Here is a 16,245-nt window from a genome sequence, read left to right as displayed (position 1 = left end):
GGATAAGCCCTAGGAAAGATTGCCCACGCAGAGTAAGAAGTCCCTGGCATGAGCTGCGATCTTTTTGGGAGGATGAGACTAGATCGAGACATCTGACGGCATAGTATTGCGCCCTCAAGAAAGATCGCACCTTCGTAGCCCTGCACATTGGGACCCAAACCCGAGATCAGAACATCCAAAATAATAATAATTTAATAGAAGTAACAAGAATTTTTCACCCGAACATAACAAGATAAACAAAAAATAACACAGAGGAAAAGCAAATGAAGTCTCCATACACGCATCAAACAGAGACCTCATTTCGCAAAAATTCGTCCATCGGCCGCATTGCCATTACACTTATGACTTCAACGGCACTCTTTTTGCCGCACATATCCTTGGCAGGAGAGCTTCCAACCGGAGCAAATATTCAGGCCGGGGATGTCTCTGTCGGCGTTTCCGGAAACGTCATGACCGTGACTCAAGGCTCCGACCGGTCCATCGTTAACTGGAATGCGTTCTCTATTGGCGCTGGCAACACCGTGAATTTCGTTCAGCCTGGCGCCTCGTCAGCGATTCTCAATCGCGTCACTGGTGCAACGCCTTCCACAATCGCCGGCGCGGTTACCGGCAATGGGCAGGTGGTGCTCGTCAATCCGAACGGTATCGCCATCACGCCGACTGGCACTGTCAACATTGGCGGCGGCTTTATCGCCTCGACGCTGGACATTACCAACGAAGACTTTCTGAAAGGCAGCCTGAACTTTGCGGGCGATGGCGCCTCAAAGTCCGTATCGAATGAAGGTGTCATCACCATTGGCAGAGGGGGCTATGCTGCCCTTCTGGGTGGCACTGTGCGCAATGACGGATTGATTGCAGCGCCTATGGGCAGGATTGGCCTCGGTTCAGGCGAGCGGGTAACGCTGGACCTGTCGGGCGACGGCTTCATGCAGGTGTCCCTGCCGACTGAGGAAGATCAGGAAGGTGATGGCGCGCTGATCGAGAACGGCGGCACGCTCTCCGCTGACGGCGGCACAGTTGTCATGAAGGCGGCAACCGCCCGCGAAGCTGCCCGCAAGGCAGTCAACATGTCAGGCGTCGCCGAGGCCCGCACGGTTTCCGGCAAGAGCGGAGCCATCGTCATCGGCGGCGGCGATGGCGGCAGCGTCGAGGTCTCGGGCAAAGTCAACGTCAGCGCAGCGTCTGGAAAGGGCGGCAAGGTTGCTGTCTCCGGCAAGAACGTTTCGCTGAAAGGAGCCAAGGTCAACGCCTCCGGCACCACCGGCGGGGGCTCGGTCAAGGTTACAGCAGCGACGGGCGATGACGGCGGCACTGCGTTGATCGGAACGGGCACAACGGTAGATGCGACCTCCGCCAGCGGCACGGGCGGCACCGTCATCGTCACCGGCCAGCTCGTGTGGGCCGAAAGCGGCTCCCTGATTAACGCCAGCGGCGCAACCGGCGGCACGGTGCTTTTGGGTGGCGATTATCAGGGTGGCAAGACGGCTGCCAACAACTTCGTGTCTGAAACAGTTGCCAACGCCACGCGCACCTATCTGGCAGAAGGTGCGGTTATCCAGGCAGATGGCACGGCAGGAGCTGGCGGCAAGGTTGTGCTCTGGTCTGATGACACCACGATCTTTGCAGGAGCGATCAGCGCGAGGGCAGCTGGAACCGCTACAGGTGGCCTGATCGAAACATCTGGTCACAATCTCCTGTTTGGCGGCAATTTCGGCGTTTCAACGGCTTCGGAAAGTGGCGCTGCAGGCATGTGGCTCCTCGATCCCTACAATATGACCATTTCCTCTGCAGCCAGCAACAATGCCTCTGTCAATGTAGGCAGCAATCCGTGGGCTATATCGCCCGTCGGCTCTGGAGCAAACATTAACAATTCGACCTTGGCCTCATATCTTGGGTCGACAAACATAACGATATTGACCGCAGGCGCGGGCTCCGAAGCAGGTAACATCACCGTTTCGAGCGCCGTTTCCTGGTCTTCGAACACAACACTCACGCTGAATGCCGATGCGACGACCGGCGGCATCTTCATCAATGCCGACATCACATCATCCGGCAGCAATGGCGGACTCTCGCTGATCGCCGGTTCAGGCGGGATCAATCAGGCAGGCGGCACCGCGGTTACCGCCAACACGCTGAGGGCGACGGCCTCAAACGGCGGATCAGTCAGTCTGACGAATGCCGGCAACTCGATTGCAGTTCTTGGCACATCTTTCGCTGACGGGTCATTTGCCGTGGCCAGCAACCGTGCCCTGACGGTGACAGGACCGGTGACTTTCGGCACTTCAATGTCGCTCACGACGACATCGGGCAGTCTTACAGTCAATGGCGCGCTTTCCAGCAGCGGCACCAGTGCAGATCTGAACCTGACGGCAGCCACTCAACTGGTTTTGTCTAAAGATATCACGCTGACCGGCGCAAATGCGCAACTGTCCCTTGCGCACGGGGCCGGTTACACCCTTGTCAATGGCGCCCGCATATCCCTGCCCGGAGCATCGTCCACTCTCACCATTGGCGGTGAGAATTACACGCTGATCCGCAATATGACAGACCTTCAAAATGTCAGCGGCTCTAGCAACTACGCACTTGCCACGGACCTGGACGCAAGCTCCACCGCAAGCTGGAACAGCGGCGCAGGCTTTGCCGCAATCGCTGGCTTCAGCGGCACATTCACGGGCCTCGGGCATTTTATTGACAGCCTCATGATCAACAGGCCCAGCGAGTCGGTACTAGGCTTGTTCGGCCTCACGTCCGGCACCATCCGTGACCTGACCCTGTCCAATGTATCGATCATCGGCAACGGCACTGTAGGCAGTGCCGCCGCCCGGCTTTCAAGCGGAACGCTGTTAAATGTTCATGCGACAGGCAGCGTCACCGGACAGGACAGCCTGGTTGGCGGACTTGTTGGCTGGAGCGACCAGGGGACGATCAGTCTCTCCTCCTCTCATGTCACCGTCTCGGGAGCGGGCGAAGTTGGCGGTCTGGTCGGACGAAACCGTGCGGCCACGATCACAAACTCTTATGCTACAGGTTCTGTCACTGGTACTGGCAGCGGGATAGGTGGACTGCTGGGAACGACGGTTCAGGGCAGCACTCTAGTCAATGTCTATGCCAGTGGACTGGTGACAGGTGGCACGAATGCTGGTGGCTTGATCGGCAGCGTAGATGCGACAGCAATAACCGTCACGAATGGCTACTGGGACACCGGCACGACAGGGCAAGCCAACAGCGCAGGCGGCACAGGCATCAGCACCGCGAATGCCTTCACACAATCCACCTACAGCGGCTTTGACTTAACCAACGACTGGGTGATGTTCGACGGCGACACCCGCCCGATGCTGCGCAACGAGTATTCCAGCGTCATCACCACACCTGCTGCGCTGCAGCTTATGGCGCTGGATCTTTCCGCCAGCTACAGCCTTGGTGCAAATATCAGCATGGCCAGTGCCCTGCTCTCTGGCGGCATCTGGGGTTCGTCCGGCTTCAAGCCCGTAGGCTCGAACAGCTCGGCCTTTACCGGCAGTTTCAATGGCAACGGCCATACGATTTCCGGCCTGGTAATCAACCGCGCCGGCCTGAACTATGTTGGCCTGTTTGGCTACACGAATGGAGCCACCATCAGCAACGTCACTCTGTCCGGCGGCAGCATTACGGCGAACAGCAACGTGGGTGCGCTCATCGGCTACATGAATGGCGGCTCGGTCACGTCAGCAAGTGCCAGCACAAGCGTGAGCGGTGAAAGCTCTGGTGAGGTCAATTCGGGCGGACTGATTGGCACGATCGATGGCGGCGCGGTAAGCAGTTCGTCCGCGAGCGGTAATGTAACTGGCGCTGGATATCAAGTCGGCGGCCTTGCCGGTTACCTCATCAGCGGCGGCACTATCACGCAGTCCTACGCCACGGGTAATGTCACCGGCACGAATACTGCGGGCAACGGCTATATCGGCGGCCTTGTTGGCGCCAACGGCTACTCCGGCAATGGCGGAACAATTTCACAGTCTTATGCCACAGGAACCGTCACTGGCAGCTCTGGACCCATCGGCGGCTTCGTCGGCCACAATGAGGGTACGATTACGGATTCCTACGCCACCGGCCGTGTGATCGGCCTGGGATCAGCGGCGAACATCGGCGGCTTTGTTGGGGTCAACTTCAACAACGGCATCATCACAAACGCTTATTCAACAGGCTATGTGAGTGGCAGCTCGCAGGTTGGCGGCTTCGCCGGCTATAACAACAACAGCGCCTCGGCAATCACCAACGCCTACTGGAACACCCAGACCAGTGGACAGTCGACCGGCATTTCTGGTGGCTCTGGGGGCATTACTGCCCGCACCACGGCCGAGCTTCAGGGCAGCCTGCCCACTGGCTTCTCATCCTCCATCTGGGGCACCGGCACAAACCTTTATCCCTATCTCAGCTGGGCCTACAGCACCACGCCAATCGCCATTTCCGGCATCGCCTACAGCGATGCAGGCCACACGGCCCTGGCCGGAAGCCTGATCACCGCCGTGTCCGGCGGCGCCAGCATTGGCAGTGCGGTCACCGGGGCCAATGGCTACTACTACATCCTTGCAAATGCATCTGCGCTCAACGCAGCTGGCGTCCTCACCTATGTGGAGACCGGGAACAGCACGCTCAACGCAGCCTTCTCGGACGCTATTGGCACCAACGGGGTGCAAAATGTCTCGACGTATGGCAACGCTATCCACCTGATCACCAACGAGACAGGCCTGCTGGCAACCCAGCTGAAACTCGCAAGCACACGTGGCAGCTACACGGACACGGAGTTGTCCCGCCTGTCGAACGTGACCCTGACGCCACTGACAACGTCTGGAAGCGGCGTTTATCTGAACGCAAGCGCCGCCTCCTACGCCCTCGACGCCAACCTGACGGCCGACGGCATTCTGTCCCTGAACAGCGGCGGCGCCTTTACGATCAACGGCGACAGAAGCCTGAGCGCAGGCGGAAATATGACCATTTTGGACAATCTGTCCTGGTCGTCCGCTGCTCATACCCTGACGTTGAATGCAAGCGGGAACATATCGCTTGCGGGCATTTCTGACGGCGGCACAAATGGATCGCTTGTGCTGAACTCGGGCGGCGCGATGACCGCATCCGGTGCCATCAGCCTGGGCACTTTTGACCTGCAGGCTGGTTCATGGATCCAGGTTGCAGCTTCTCTGCCCGGATTCTCGGCGACGAATTTCCGGATGGCAAACGGCAGCACCTTCCTGCGTGCCACGGGTGGCAATGGCTCGTCCGGAACTCCGTATCAGATCGCGGATATCTACGGCTTGCAGGGCATGGCATCCACCAGCCTCCGGTCCCTTGATTTTGTCCTGACAACAGATCTCGACGCCAGTGGCACGTCCCTCTGGAACTCAGGCGCAGGCTTCCTCTCCATCGGAACGCAGACCAACAGCTTCGCCGGCTCGTTCGACGGACAAGGACACACGATTTCCGGGTTCACAATCGACAGTTCCGGCGCCGACGCAGGCCTATTCGGTTACATTGGCGCTGCCGGCGGTGTCTCTAATCTGACGATAGCCAATGCCAGCATCTCGGGCACCGATTACGTCGGCGGCATTGCTGGCCAGAATTTCGGTACGATCTCGAACGTCAGTGTCTCCGGAACGGTCACTGCCACCAACACGGCCGCAGGCGGACTCGCAGGATACAACGCGGGAACGATCACCGGCTCCTTTGCCACGGCAAACGTGACGGCAAATGAAATGGCGGGCGGGCTGACAGGCCAGATGGCCGGGGAAGTCTCAGTGCTTCCTATTATGCCGCCGGAACCGTTTCGGCCGGGCGCAACGCCGGCGGTATCGCGGGTTCGGTATCAAGCGGTGCCATCTCCAACGTCTTTTCAACTGGAAGCGTGACGGCCAGCGTTGATGGCGCAGGCGGCCTCGTTGGCCGGATGTCGGGCGGCTCGCTAACCAACACCTACGCCACCGGCTCCGTGACCGCCCACAACAGGGCCGGTGGCCTGGTGGGTTATGGCAGCGACAGCACGATCACCAACAGCTATGCCACCGGTGTGGTAACCGGCACAGGTAGCAACGGCGGGCTGGTTGGCGCGCGTGGCAGCGACCTGATCATCAACGCTTCTTTCTTTGATACACAGCGCACCGGCCAGAACATTGGCGTGGGTGCAGGCGGGTCATCAGATGTTACGGGCCTGACCACCGCACAGCTGAACAGCCTGTCCACCTTCACGGGAGCGGGCTGGAGCATCGATGACGAAGGCGGCACCTCCTCCGTCTGGCGTATCTACGACGGCTTCACAGGCCCGCTGCTGCGCAGCTTTATGACCGGCCTGACGGTGACCGGCGGCAGCGGCAGCAAGACCTATGACGGTTCGGCCTCGAGCGGCAGCACCGGCACCCTGGTTTTCGGAACGCCGGGTTACAACACGTCGCTTGTGTCCGGAACAGCGGCCTACACGGCCAACAGCGCAAATGCTGGCGCATATAGTGGCAGCAGCCTGAAGCTTTCCGGCCTCCATTCTAGCCAGCTTGGCTATGATATTACCTTCGTCTCCGGGAACCTCACCATCAACAAGGCTGCCCTGACCGTGACGGCTGCCAATGACAGCAAGACCTACGACGGCCTTGCCTATAGCGGCGGCAACGGCGCCAGCTACGCAGGCTTCGTCAATGGCGAAACGGCGGCAGTCCTCACCGGCACGCTCGCCTACAGCGGCACCGCAATCGGCGCAGTCAATGCCGGAACCTATGGCATCGGCGTCTCGGGCCTGAGCTCGAGCAACTATGACATCACTTTCGACGCAGGCACTCTCAGCGTGAACAGAGCGAACCTGATCGTGACCGCAAAGGACGATGTGATGACGGCAAATGGATCCGCCTATGCCGGTGGCGCTGGCGTCACATTCTCGGGCTTCGTCAATGGTGAGACAGCCTCCGCGCTCAGTGGCAGCCTGAGCTATGGCGGGTCTGCCATCGGCGCAGTCCAGGCAGGCACGTATGTCATTGCAGTATCGGGACTGACCGCAACGAACTACACACTGCAGTTCCGCGATGGCACGCTGACAATCAATCCCGGCATGACGCCCGGTCCCGTACCGGCTGGGTCCGATACCAGCCTGCCCTCGCGGCAGAGCATCAACCTTGTCACCTGGCGGGGAGGTGAAATTCAGGCTCCCAGCATGTCCAAGCCAGTCTGGCGGCTGGTAACTGTTGGCACAACTGGCGAAAACAGCACACAGGACGGCCAAAGTGATCAGGATAGTCAGTTGATATTGCGGGACATCTGGCTTTCAGGCATCAACTGTGCAGCTGCAGGTGAAGGTACTTCTGGCTGCGCGGGTGGTGCAAACTGATGGCATATGGCATGACGACCTTCCTCAATCCCCGGCGTCTTGGCCTGCTGGCAGCTGTCAGTCTGCTGCCGCTGTGCGCGCAGGCTCAAACGGCGAGCCAGCTGGTGCGCCCCGACTATGCGCCTGCGACCATTTCACCAGTACGCCAGGGGCTTACGATTCCGGCCACAACCGGACTTGATGCACCGGCAGGTGCAGAGAAGCTGGAGGTCACTCCAGCCGGCCTCATCGTCGAAGGCGGGCTTGCAGAACTTTCGTCCGAGACGGCCAGTATCGAAGGAAAGCTCAAGAACCGGCGGGTTACGGCGGCAGATCTCTTTTCTGCGGCCCGTGATCTGGAGGCCGCCTATGTGCGGGCGGGATATGTCCTGGTCCGCGTGAGCCTGCCGCCGCAAACCATTCTCGATGGTAAGCCGCTGCGCTTGACCGTCACCGAGGGCTATGTGGAGGCCATTGATGTCTCTGCCCTGCCTTCGCGGGTCCAGAGCATTGTCCAGCGCACGCTGGCGCCTCTCACAGGCCGCAAGAATGTGACGCTTCAAGAACTGGAGCGGCGGCTGCTGCTGGCGGGCGACACGGCCGGCCTGCTGCTCAGATCCGCCCTTCAGGCAGGCAGCAAGACTGGCGCGACGGTGATCGTGGTGGATGGCCGGCATGATCCGGTCGCGGCCACACTCTCCATGGACAACAGCCTCGACCGCAACCTCGGGCGCTACTCGGTCAGCGCAGGCGTTGATCTCAACAGCCTTCTGGGGATGGGTGAAGTCTTCTATCTGCGGCTGGCTGGCTATCCCGGCCTTGACGGCGGCTTCTTCAGCAGTGATCCGCGCAACCGGCAGATCGCCGGCGGTGTTTCCATGCCGCTTGGCACCAATGGCCTCTGGCTTGGTCTGGAAGGCGTCGACAGCCGCACCCACCCGCTCAGCCAGACAGGCTTCACCCTGATGGATCATTATCAGCGCGGATCTGTCCGCCTGGGCTACAAGTGGGTGCGCAGCCGGACATTCAACACCAGCAGCCAGATCAGCCTGGATCTGGCTGCCGAAAAGCAGAAGCTCAACATTGGGACATCCCGTTTCGACTGGGCGCAAGATCAGACAAGGGTGCTGCGCTTCAACCAGTCGGCTGATTTCTATGCCCCGTGGGGCGCGGTGATTTCGGGAGACATGACCGCCTCCTTCGGTCTGGATGCCCTGGGTGCGCGTTCTGGTACGACGAGCCTCCCGCTCACCCGTTCCGGCGCAAAGCCGGACTTCAGCAAGCTCGACATGTCGGCCCGGTACAACCAGTCCTTTTTGCGCAGCGCCTGAATTTTCAGGCGAGCGGCAAGGCTCAGACTTCCTTCGGCGATGCTCTGGTAGCTTCCGAGCAGACGGGTCTTGGCGGCAGCGAATGGGTTTCTGCCTTCGGGTCGGGCAAGCTTGAAGGCGATTCAGGTGCGGCGATCCGTGCAGAACTCTCGGTGCCTGTCGCCCTTCCCCTGCCCGGCGGCTTCGATGCAGCTGCCGCGCCATACGTCTTCGGTGCGGCCGGTATTTCAAAGCTCGAAGCTGCCACAGCACTGGAAACAAAACTCACCCGCGCCCACGCCTTCGGCGTCGGCATTCGCGCTGGCCTTTCGGAGGCCGCAAGCCCCCGTTCGGCGACCGTCTCGCTTGAATATGCCCATGGGTCAGCAACTGGCATAAAGGATGCCAACCGCTTCAACCTGCGTGTCATGACTAGATTCTGAACGGCAGGCTCCCGCCACTTCGCGGTGACAGTTCAGGAACGGGCGGACAGCCGCCCGGCTGCTTCTGCTTGCGATGATGGTGCCGAAAATGAGTGACGAGAAAGGCTTCCGGAAGATCGACCTGAATCTGCTGCTGGTTTTCGAAGCCATTTACAAGACCGGGAACATCAGCCTTGCCGCCAAACAGCTGGGCGTGAGCCAACCAACCGTAAGCAACGCCATCGCCAGGCTGCGCACACAGCTGGGAGGCCAGTTGTTTACCCGGCAGGATCGCGGCGTTGCACCAACCACTTTTGCAGATACCATCACCCCCCGTGCGGCAGGCATTGTCTATGCTGCGCGTAGGCCTGCAGCAACAGACACGCCTTTGCTGCCCCTCACCCTGCGTGGGTCAGCGAAGCGGACTCCAAAGTGCGCATCAGGACGCCTTCAACCTGAAAGACTTCAGTCAGCCGGAATGACTGCAAAAGAAACTCCAGCATGCTTTCCCTCAGCCCGGTCACTGATCTAGTCTGCCACCCATGCGGGACATCAATCTCAAATCGACTGAATATTTCGAGGCCGTGGCGCGGCTTGGTGGCGTCACCCGGGCCGCTGAGGAGCTGGGCGTCTCGCCGTCTGCCGTCAGCCAGCAGATCCGGTTGCTCGAAAGCCAGTTTGGCGTACGCCTGTTCCGGCGGGAGAAGCGGCGGCTGGTGCTGACGCTGGATGGCGACCGCCTGTTCCAGACGACCACTCAGGCCTTCGCCGCCATCCGCAACGCCCGCTCAGCGATCGTCCGTCAACGTGACCTGCGCAACCTGACGATCCGCGTCAGCCCCAGCTTCGGCGTGCGCTGGCTTGGCCCGCGCATTGCCGCCTTTGCAAGCACCAGTCCGGAATGGAACATCCGCATCGACGCAACACCGGACTTCACCGTGTTCGAGACAGAAGCGGTGGATCTTGATTTGCGCTATGGTCTCGGCGGCTGGACGGGCCTCACCGTCAATCCGGTGATGAATGATCTGGTGCTGCCCTTCTGCAGCCCGGACTACCTGCGCTCACTTCAGGCCATATCTCCAGACCCGGTAGAGCAATTGGCCCATGCAAGGCTCATCGACAGCGTGAAGATGCTTTACCGCTGGGACCTGTGGCTGGCGGCGAACCGCATCGACCTGCCCGGCCTCAGCTATCAGTTCCGCTTTGACCGCTCGTCCATGTCGATCGAGCTGGCACGCCAGGGCGGCGGGCTGGCGCTGGACAGTCTGACGCTATGCCTGCCGGAACTGGAGCGCGGGGAGCTTGTCCCCTTCTGCCCGGATTTCCCCGTCATCGACTTTGCGGCCTATTGGTTGGTCTGCCCGCCGAAGCACTTCAACCGGCGGATCGTCTCGCGGTTTTCAAGCTGGCTTGAGGGGGCCGCTCAAGAACATGAGACACGGGCCCGCGCCTTGCTGACCAATCTCGGCTGTCATTACCGGGAAGGGCTCGGGCCGGAACTGATCGGTCCCGGCCCGGATACGCTTCCATAAGCCGCTCCGCCATCAATAGATGGTCAGGAACGGCAGGTACGAGATCATCAGCAGCACGGTAATGGCGACCAGATAGAACGGTAGAAGTGCTCTGATTGCCTCGCCGATGCCCGCTCTCGCTATGGCCGCAGAGATGAACAGCGTCGTCCCCACGGGTGGCGTGTAGAGCCCGATGGACAGGTTCACGACCATAATCAGGCCAAGCTGCACCAGATCAAGACCGATGGCCTGACCAATGGTGACGAAGAGCGGCCCCAGCAGCAGAACGGCCGCCGGAAGATCGATCAGCGCCCCAACGATCAGCATGACGATGTTGAGTGCCAGGATCACCATCCAGGGCTGGGAGAAGGTTGCCGTCACCCAGAGAGCCAGATCCTGCGGCACGCGCTCTGCCGTCAGCAGCCATTGGATCGTCGAAGAGGCCATGATGATGAACATCACCGCACCGGTCATCACCGCCGTCTCGATGCAGGCGCGCCAGACGATCACCAGGGAAAGGTCACGATAGATCAGACCGCTGATGACAAAGGCATAAGCCACCGCCAGCACGCTGACTTCCGTCGGCGTGGCGATACCGAAGCGCAAGGTACCGATGACGAAGACGGGCATCAGCATGGCCGGAATGGCGGCTGCTATATCCTTGCGGAAGGCGGCAAACCCGCCCTCCAGCGGCGCGCGCGGCAGGTTCTTGCGGCCAGCAACCACCCAGACGGCGCCAAACATGCCCACAGCCAGCATCACCCCTGGCAGAATGCCGGCCACGAAGAGATCAATGATCGAAACGTTGGCGACGAGCCCGTAGAGGATCAACGGGATAGACGGAGGAATGAGCACGGAAACAGTGGACGAAGCCGAGTTGATGGCGGCTGCAAAACCTGCCGGATAGCCCTGCTTCTTCTGCACCGGGATCAACGCATTACCCAGCGCGGTCGCATCGGCCACGGCTGAGCCGGACACCCCGCCAAAAATGACGGATCCGATAATGGACACCTGCCCGAGGCCGCCTTTCATGTTTCCTACCAGCAGCCGTGCGATGTTGACGAGGTAGACCCCGAAACGCCCCGACATCATCAAGCTGCCAGCCAATATGAAGAACGGGATGGCGAGCATCGGGAAACTCTGCATCGGCGTGTAGAGCCGCTGCATGATCACCGCCATCGGCTTGCCTTCCAGCCACAGCGCGGCAGCGACGCCGCCCAGCATGGCATGGGCAACGGGAACGGCGATGGCCATCAGGACGATGAAAATCCACAAAAGCGGAGCGGTCATGGCCGGTTCCTTTCAGAATCAGAATTTCGGAAAAGCACGACCCGGTCAGGAGAAGCTGGCCCGGCCCGCATCCTCCTGCGCAGCGTCTGTGGTGAAGAGAGCCGTTGTTGCTTCAATCACGGCAATGATCGCCATACCGCCGAAGGCATAGACCATGCTTGAATAGCCCCAGATCTGCTTGATCCCCAGCGTGGACAGGGACTGGAACTTTGACGCCCTCAGGATCGGCTGACCGGACCACAGGACGCTGACCGCGATCACCGCAATCACCGCGTTGATGATGAACCGAAGCGTCCGCCGCTGGCTTGCGCTCAGCATTTCCGGCAGCAGCGTGATCGCAATGTTGCTGCCCCGCGCCGAGGCGATCACCATGCCCCCTGCCACCATCCACGGCAGCAGCAGTGCATGGATTTCGTAGGCCCAGGCGATACCGGACCCAAAGAAGTAGCGCAGGATCACGTTCACCAGCAGCGCCGCGAAAAGCATGGCAAGGCACGCCACGGCAATCAGGCAGCCGCTCCAGTCCAGCAGCACCACCAGCTTGCGCAGATGGCTAATGACGGGCGGGCTGGAGAAGGGCGCTGCCGCCCCTCCCCGCTGGTCCGCTCACTGCCGGATGAAGCCGCATTCATCACAGACCCGCCGCTTTCTTGAGGGCCGCCACCAGATCCGGATACTGAGCTGCATACTTGTCATACACAGACGCAGTTGCCGCTTGATAGGCTTTCTTGTCCGCCTCGAAGAACTTGGCACCTTCTGCCTCCATCTTCGGCCGCAGGGTCTGGTCACCTTCCTGCGACAGGCTACGCTGCAGCTTGCCTGCCTCTGCCGTTGCATCAAGAGCGCATTTCTTCGTGGCGTCGTCGATGCTTTCCCACCATGCAAGCCCGGCCACAACGGGGGTGGATTCGTACTTGTGCCCGGTCAGCGTCACATAGGGCGTGATCTCGTGCAGCTTGGCCGAATAGATGTTTGTCAGCGGGTTTTCCTGCCCGTCAAACACACCGGCCTGCAGCGCACTCGGAAGCTCCGAGAAGGCGAGCGGCGCCGGTGAGGCACCCAGCGCCTCGAAGATGGAGACCGTCATCTGATCCGGCGGTGTGCGGATCTTCATGCCCTTGATGTCAGCGGGATTGGCAACGCTCTTCGTCAGGTGGGTGACATTGCGGATGCCGTTATCCCAGAAGCCAAGGATCTTCAGCCCGGAGTCCTGCGCTCGCTTGTCGAGCATGTCTCCCACTTCGCCGTCCAGTACCGCCCATGCAGCCGGAAGATCGTTGAAGAGGAACGGCAGGCCGAGAAGGCCGATTTCCGGCACCATCTGCGACATTGCGCCCTGGCTGTTGGCCGTCACTTGAATGACGCCGCCAACGGCAGAGGTCAGCAGTTCCACATCATCGCCCATGGTGGCGGAAGGAGCGAGGTTGACGGTATGAGCCCCCTTGCTGCAGGCGGCAAAGAGCTCGCTCCACTTTTCGGCAGCCACATAGCGCGGGTTGCCGGGATTGGCACCGTGGGCAAAGATCACCTCATCAGCCTGCGCCGCGCTGCTGAGCACGGTTGCAGCGGCCAGCACTGCGTAGATCATTCCTTTCATCGGATTTCCTCCCGTTTGCATGTCAGTTTGCGGCTTTCGGCAGATGCAACGGTTCTCCTCCCAGTTTCATCTGCCACCGCGCAGGGTTTTCAGTGAATCAACGAGCCCCCGTTTACATCCACCTCTGTTCCCGTGCAGTAGGCGGCTAAGTCAGAGGCCAAAAACAGCGCACATCCCGCCACATCAGAGGCCGTCCCGGCCCGGCCCATTGGAATGCCTGCAAGAATCATCTCCTTCATTTCCGGTGTCAGCTTTCCAGCCGTGATGTCCGTGGCGATGAAACCGGGGCAGATTGCGTTGACACGAACCGTGTCGGGGGCGAGTTCGCGGGCCATGGCCTTGGTCAGGCCGAGAATCCCTGCTTTGGCAGCAGAGTAATGCGGTCCGCCGAAGATGCCACCACCACGCTGCGCCGAAACCGAACTCAGGTTAACGATGCTGCCACTCTTGCGCGCCCGCATGCCGGGTATGACAGCCTGGCTCATGTAGAGCGTGCCGCGAAGGTTCACATCCAGCACCGCGTCGTAGTTCTGCGGGGCAATGTCCATGATCTTCAGCGGCTGGGTGATGCCAGCATTGTTGACGAGAATGTCCACCCGGCCCCAGCGGCTTTCCAGTTCGCGCACGGCGGCTTCGCAGGCCGCCTTGTCGGTGACGTTGCAGGCAAGCCCCACATGCCCGGCCCCCAGATCCGCGGCAGCAGCTTCCGCAGCCGCTGCGTCAAGATCCAGAATGGCAACGGTCGCACCATGTTCGGCAAAAAGCTGTGCCGTGGCCTTGCCCAGACCACGCGGCGAGGCCGCCCCGGTGATGACGGCAAAACGGCCCTTCAACAGACCCATGAAATTTCTCCTCCTGTTCGGCTATTCCGGTTGGTTCAGAGCCAGGACCTGATCCGGGCGGTCAGCTTGTCCACGGACAGGCCATACATTTCGTGCAGCGTTGGCAGGGCGCCAGCTTCCAGGAACTCGTCCGGCAGGCCCACCATGCGGAAGGACGGGGTGACGCCATTGGTCAGCAGCAGTCCTGCCACGGCTTCCCCAAGACCACCGACAACCGTGTGATTTTCAGCCGTCACCACGAGCCGCCCGCCCTTGCGTGCCTCCTCAAGGATCTTGGCCGTGTCCAAAGGCTTGATGGTCGGCACATGCAGCACCGCCACATCCACATTGTCCTTCTCAAGAGCAACAGCAGCATCAAGCGCCCGCATGGTCATGAAGCCGGTGGAGATCACCAGCACATCCTTGCCCTCGCGGATTGTCTGGGCCTTGCCGAGCTCGAACCTGTAGTCCGGCTTGTGGCGGGTCAGAACGCTGGGCACCTTGCCGCGCAGCAGGCGGGAATAGACAGGGCCATTGTGAGCGGCGATCTGCGGCACCATTCCGGCAATGTCATCCGCATCGCAGGGATCGATTAGCGTCATGTTCGGCAGGCCGCGGAAAATCGCCAGATCCTCGGTCGCCTGATGGCTTGGGCCATAGCCGGTGGTCAGGCCCGGAAGGGCGCAGACGATCTTGACCGGCAGGTTTTCCTCGGCAATCGCCATTGCGATGAAGTCATAGGCCCGGCGCGAGGCGAAAACGGCATAGGTGGTGGCAAAGGGAATGAAATCCTCCCGCGCCAGACCAGCGGCTGCCGACATCAGCAACTGCTCTGCCATGCCCATCTGATAGAACCGCTCGGGCATGGCCTGCGAGAACACGTGCATGTCCGTGTATTTCGCCAGATCCGCCGAGAGGCCGACGACACGCTCGTTCTGTCTTGCAAGATCCAGCAGGGCGTGGCCGAAGGGAGCCATCACCGTGTCATAGCCTTCAGCGGCGAGCGAGGCGATCATGGCGCTGGTTGCCATGCGCGAGCCGTCCGGCGCCAGCTGCACCTTGCGCGGCTCATGTTTGCGGGCCATCGAGGCGAGGGTCATTGGGGCTTTCCTTCTTCCAGAACGGCGAGTGCCTTGGACCATTCATCAGCTTCCACACGCACGAAATGGGTGATTTCGCGGCTCTCCAGGAAGGGCACGCCCTTGCACATGGTGGTGTCGAAGATGATGACGCGGGGCCGTGGCTCCTTCAGCGCCCGGGCGGCATCGAAGGCGGCAACAACAGCCTCCAGATCGTTGCCATTCACCCGCTGGCAATGCCAGCCGAAGGCTTCCCACTTGGCATCCAGCGGCTCGGAGCACAGCATCTCCGTGGACTTGCCGTCCGCCTGCTGGTTGTTGAAGTCGATGAGGCAGATGAGATTGTCGAGCTTGTGATGGCTGCCGGACATGGCTGCCTCCCAGGTCGATCCTTCGCCCAGCTCTCCGTCTGACATCATGTTGTAGACGAAGGCAGGGTTCTTCTTGCGTTTCAGGCCGAGCGCCATGCCAACAGCAATGCCGAGGCCCTGCCCCAGCGAGCCGCCGGTGATTTCCATGCCCGGCGTGTAGGAGGCCATGCCGGACATGGGCATGCGGCTGTCATCCATGCCGTAGGTTTCCAGCTCGTCTTCCGGCAGGATGCCCGCTTCCATCAGCACTGCGTAGAGCGCGATAGCATAGTGCCCGATGGAGAGCAGAAAACGGTCACGCTCTTCCCACTCCGGCTCTTCCGGCTTGTAGTTCAGCGCGTGGAAATAGCTCGCGGCCAGCACATCGGCGATACCAAGCGCCTGGCCGATATAGCCCTGCCCCTGCACTTCGCCCATCATCAGCGCCTTTCGGCGGATGTTCCAGGCACGCAATTCAAGCGAAACATTCGCACCCGCCCGATGGCGGTAACCGGCATTCATGCTTTTCCTCCCAGTGGCACTT

10 protein-coding genes and 1 pseudogene are annotated in these 16,245 nt (G+C 60.7%); 5 read left to right on the top strand and 6 right to left on the bottom strand.

Going from position 1 to position 16,245, the window contains the following annotated elements:
• The first annotated feature begins 263 nt into the window (after positions 1–263).
• From ACQB61_RS03405 to ACQB61_RS03385, 5 genes and pseudogenes are all read left to right on the top strand, one after another.
• The gene (locus tag ACQB61_RS03405; protein WP_430511493.1) at positions 264–5,882 is read left to right on the top strand and encodes a GLUG motif-containing protein; all 5,619 of its coding nucleotides are present in this window, start codon (positions 264–266) and stop codon (positions 5,880–5,882) included.
• Positions 5,879–7,342: an MBG domain-containing protein gene (locus tag ACQB61_RS03400; protein ID WP_430511492.1), complete on the top strand. Its 1,464-nt coding sequence runs from the start codon at positions 5,879–5,881 to the stop codon at positions 7,340–7,342. The genes ACQB61_RS03405 and ACQB61_RS03400 overlap by 4 nt, the downstream gene beginning before the upstream one ends.
• Positions 7,342–9,074 (top strand): annotated as a pseudogene (locus ACQB61_RS03395) (ShlB/FhaC/HecB family hemolysin secretion/activation protein). The gene ACQB61_RS03400 and the pseudogene ACQB61_RS03395 overlap by 1 nt, the downstream one beginning before the upstream one ends.
• Positions 9,075–9,162: 88 nt before the next feature.
• Positions 9,163–9,585, top strand: a complete 423-nt coding sequence (locus ACQB61_RS03390) for a LysR family transcriptional regulator (RefSeq protein ID WP_430511491.1) — start codon at positions 9,163–9,165, stop codon at positions 9,583–9,585.
• Between the two features lie 10 nt (positions 9,586–9,595).
• A complete protein-coding gene (locus ACQB61_RS03385) occupies positions 9,596–10,585 on the top strand; it encodes a LysR family transcriptional regulator (protein WP_430511490.1) in 990 nt (329 codons plus the stop codon).
• Positions 10,586–10,597: 12 nt separating this feature from the next.
• On the opposite strand, the gene ACQB61_RS03380 is transcribed toward ACQB61_RS03385, so the two are convergent.
• From ACQB61_RS03380 to ACQB61_RS03355, 6 genes are all read right to left on the bottom strand, one after another.
• Positions 10,598–11,854: a TRAP transporter large permease gene (locus ACQB61_RS03380; RefSeq protein WP_430511489.1), complete on the bottom strand. Its 1,257-nt coding sequence runs from the start codon at positions 11,852–11,854 to the stop codon at positions 10,598–10,600.
• A gap of 45 nt (positions 11,855–11,899) precedes the next feature.
• Entirely contained in the window at positions 11,900–12,388 is a 489-nt protein-coding gene (locus tag ACQB61_RS03375) for a TRAP transporter small permease (protein WP_430511488.1), read from the bottom strand.
• A 97-nt stretch (positions 12,389–12,485) separates the two neighbouring features.
• Positions 12,486–13,451: a TRAP transporter substrate-binding protein gene (locus ACQB61_RS03370; RefSeq protein ID WP_430511487.1), complete on the bottom strand. Its 966-nt coding sequence runs from the start codon at positions 13,449–13,451 to the stop codon at positions 12,486–12,488.
• 89 nt (positions 13,452–13,540) lie between these two features.
• Entirely contained in the window at positions 13,541–14,293 is a 753-nt protein-coding gene (locus ACQB61_RS03365; RefSeq protein ID WP_430511486.1) for an SDR family NAD(P)-dependent oxidoreductase, read from the bottom strand.
• 35 nt (positions 14,294–14,328) lie between these two features.
• Entirely contained in the window at positions 14,329–15,372 is a 1,044-nt protein-coding gene (locus ACQB61_RS03360; RefSeq protein WP_430511485.1) for a transketolase family protein, read from the bottom strand.
• Positions 15,369–16,223, bottom strand: coding sequence for a transketolase (locus ACQB61_RS03355; protein ID WP_430511484.1), 855 nt, complete (start codon positions 16,221–16,223; stop codon positions 15,369–15,371). The genes ACQB61_RS03360 and ACQB61_RS03355 overlap by 4 nt, the downstream gene beginning before the upstream one ends.
• Positions 16,224–16,245: the final 22 nt, after the last annotated feature.

This window comes from Pannonibacter phragmitetus (assembly GCF_050510895.1).
Classification (GTDB): Bacteria; Pseudomonadota; Alphaproteobacteria; order Rhizobiales; family Stappiaceae; genus Pannonibacter; species Pannonibacter phragmitetus_B.
This window is presented reverse-complemented; position numbering and strand designations above follow the sequence as displayed.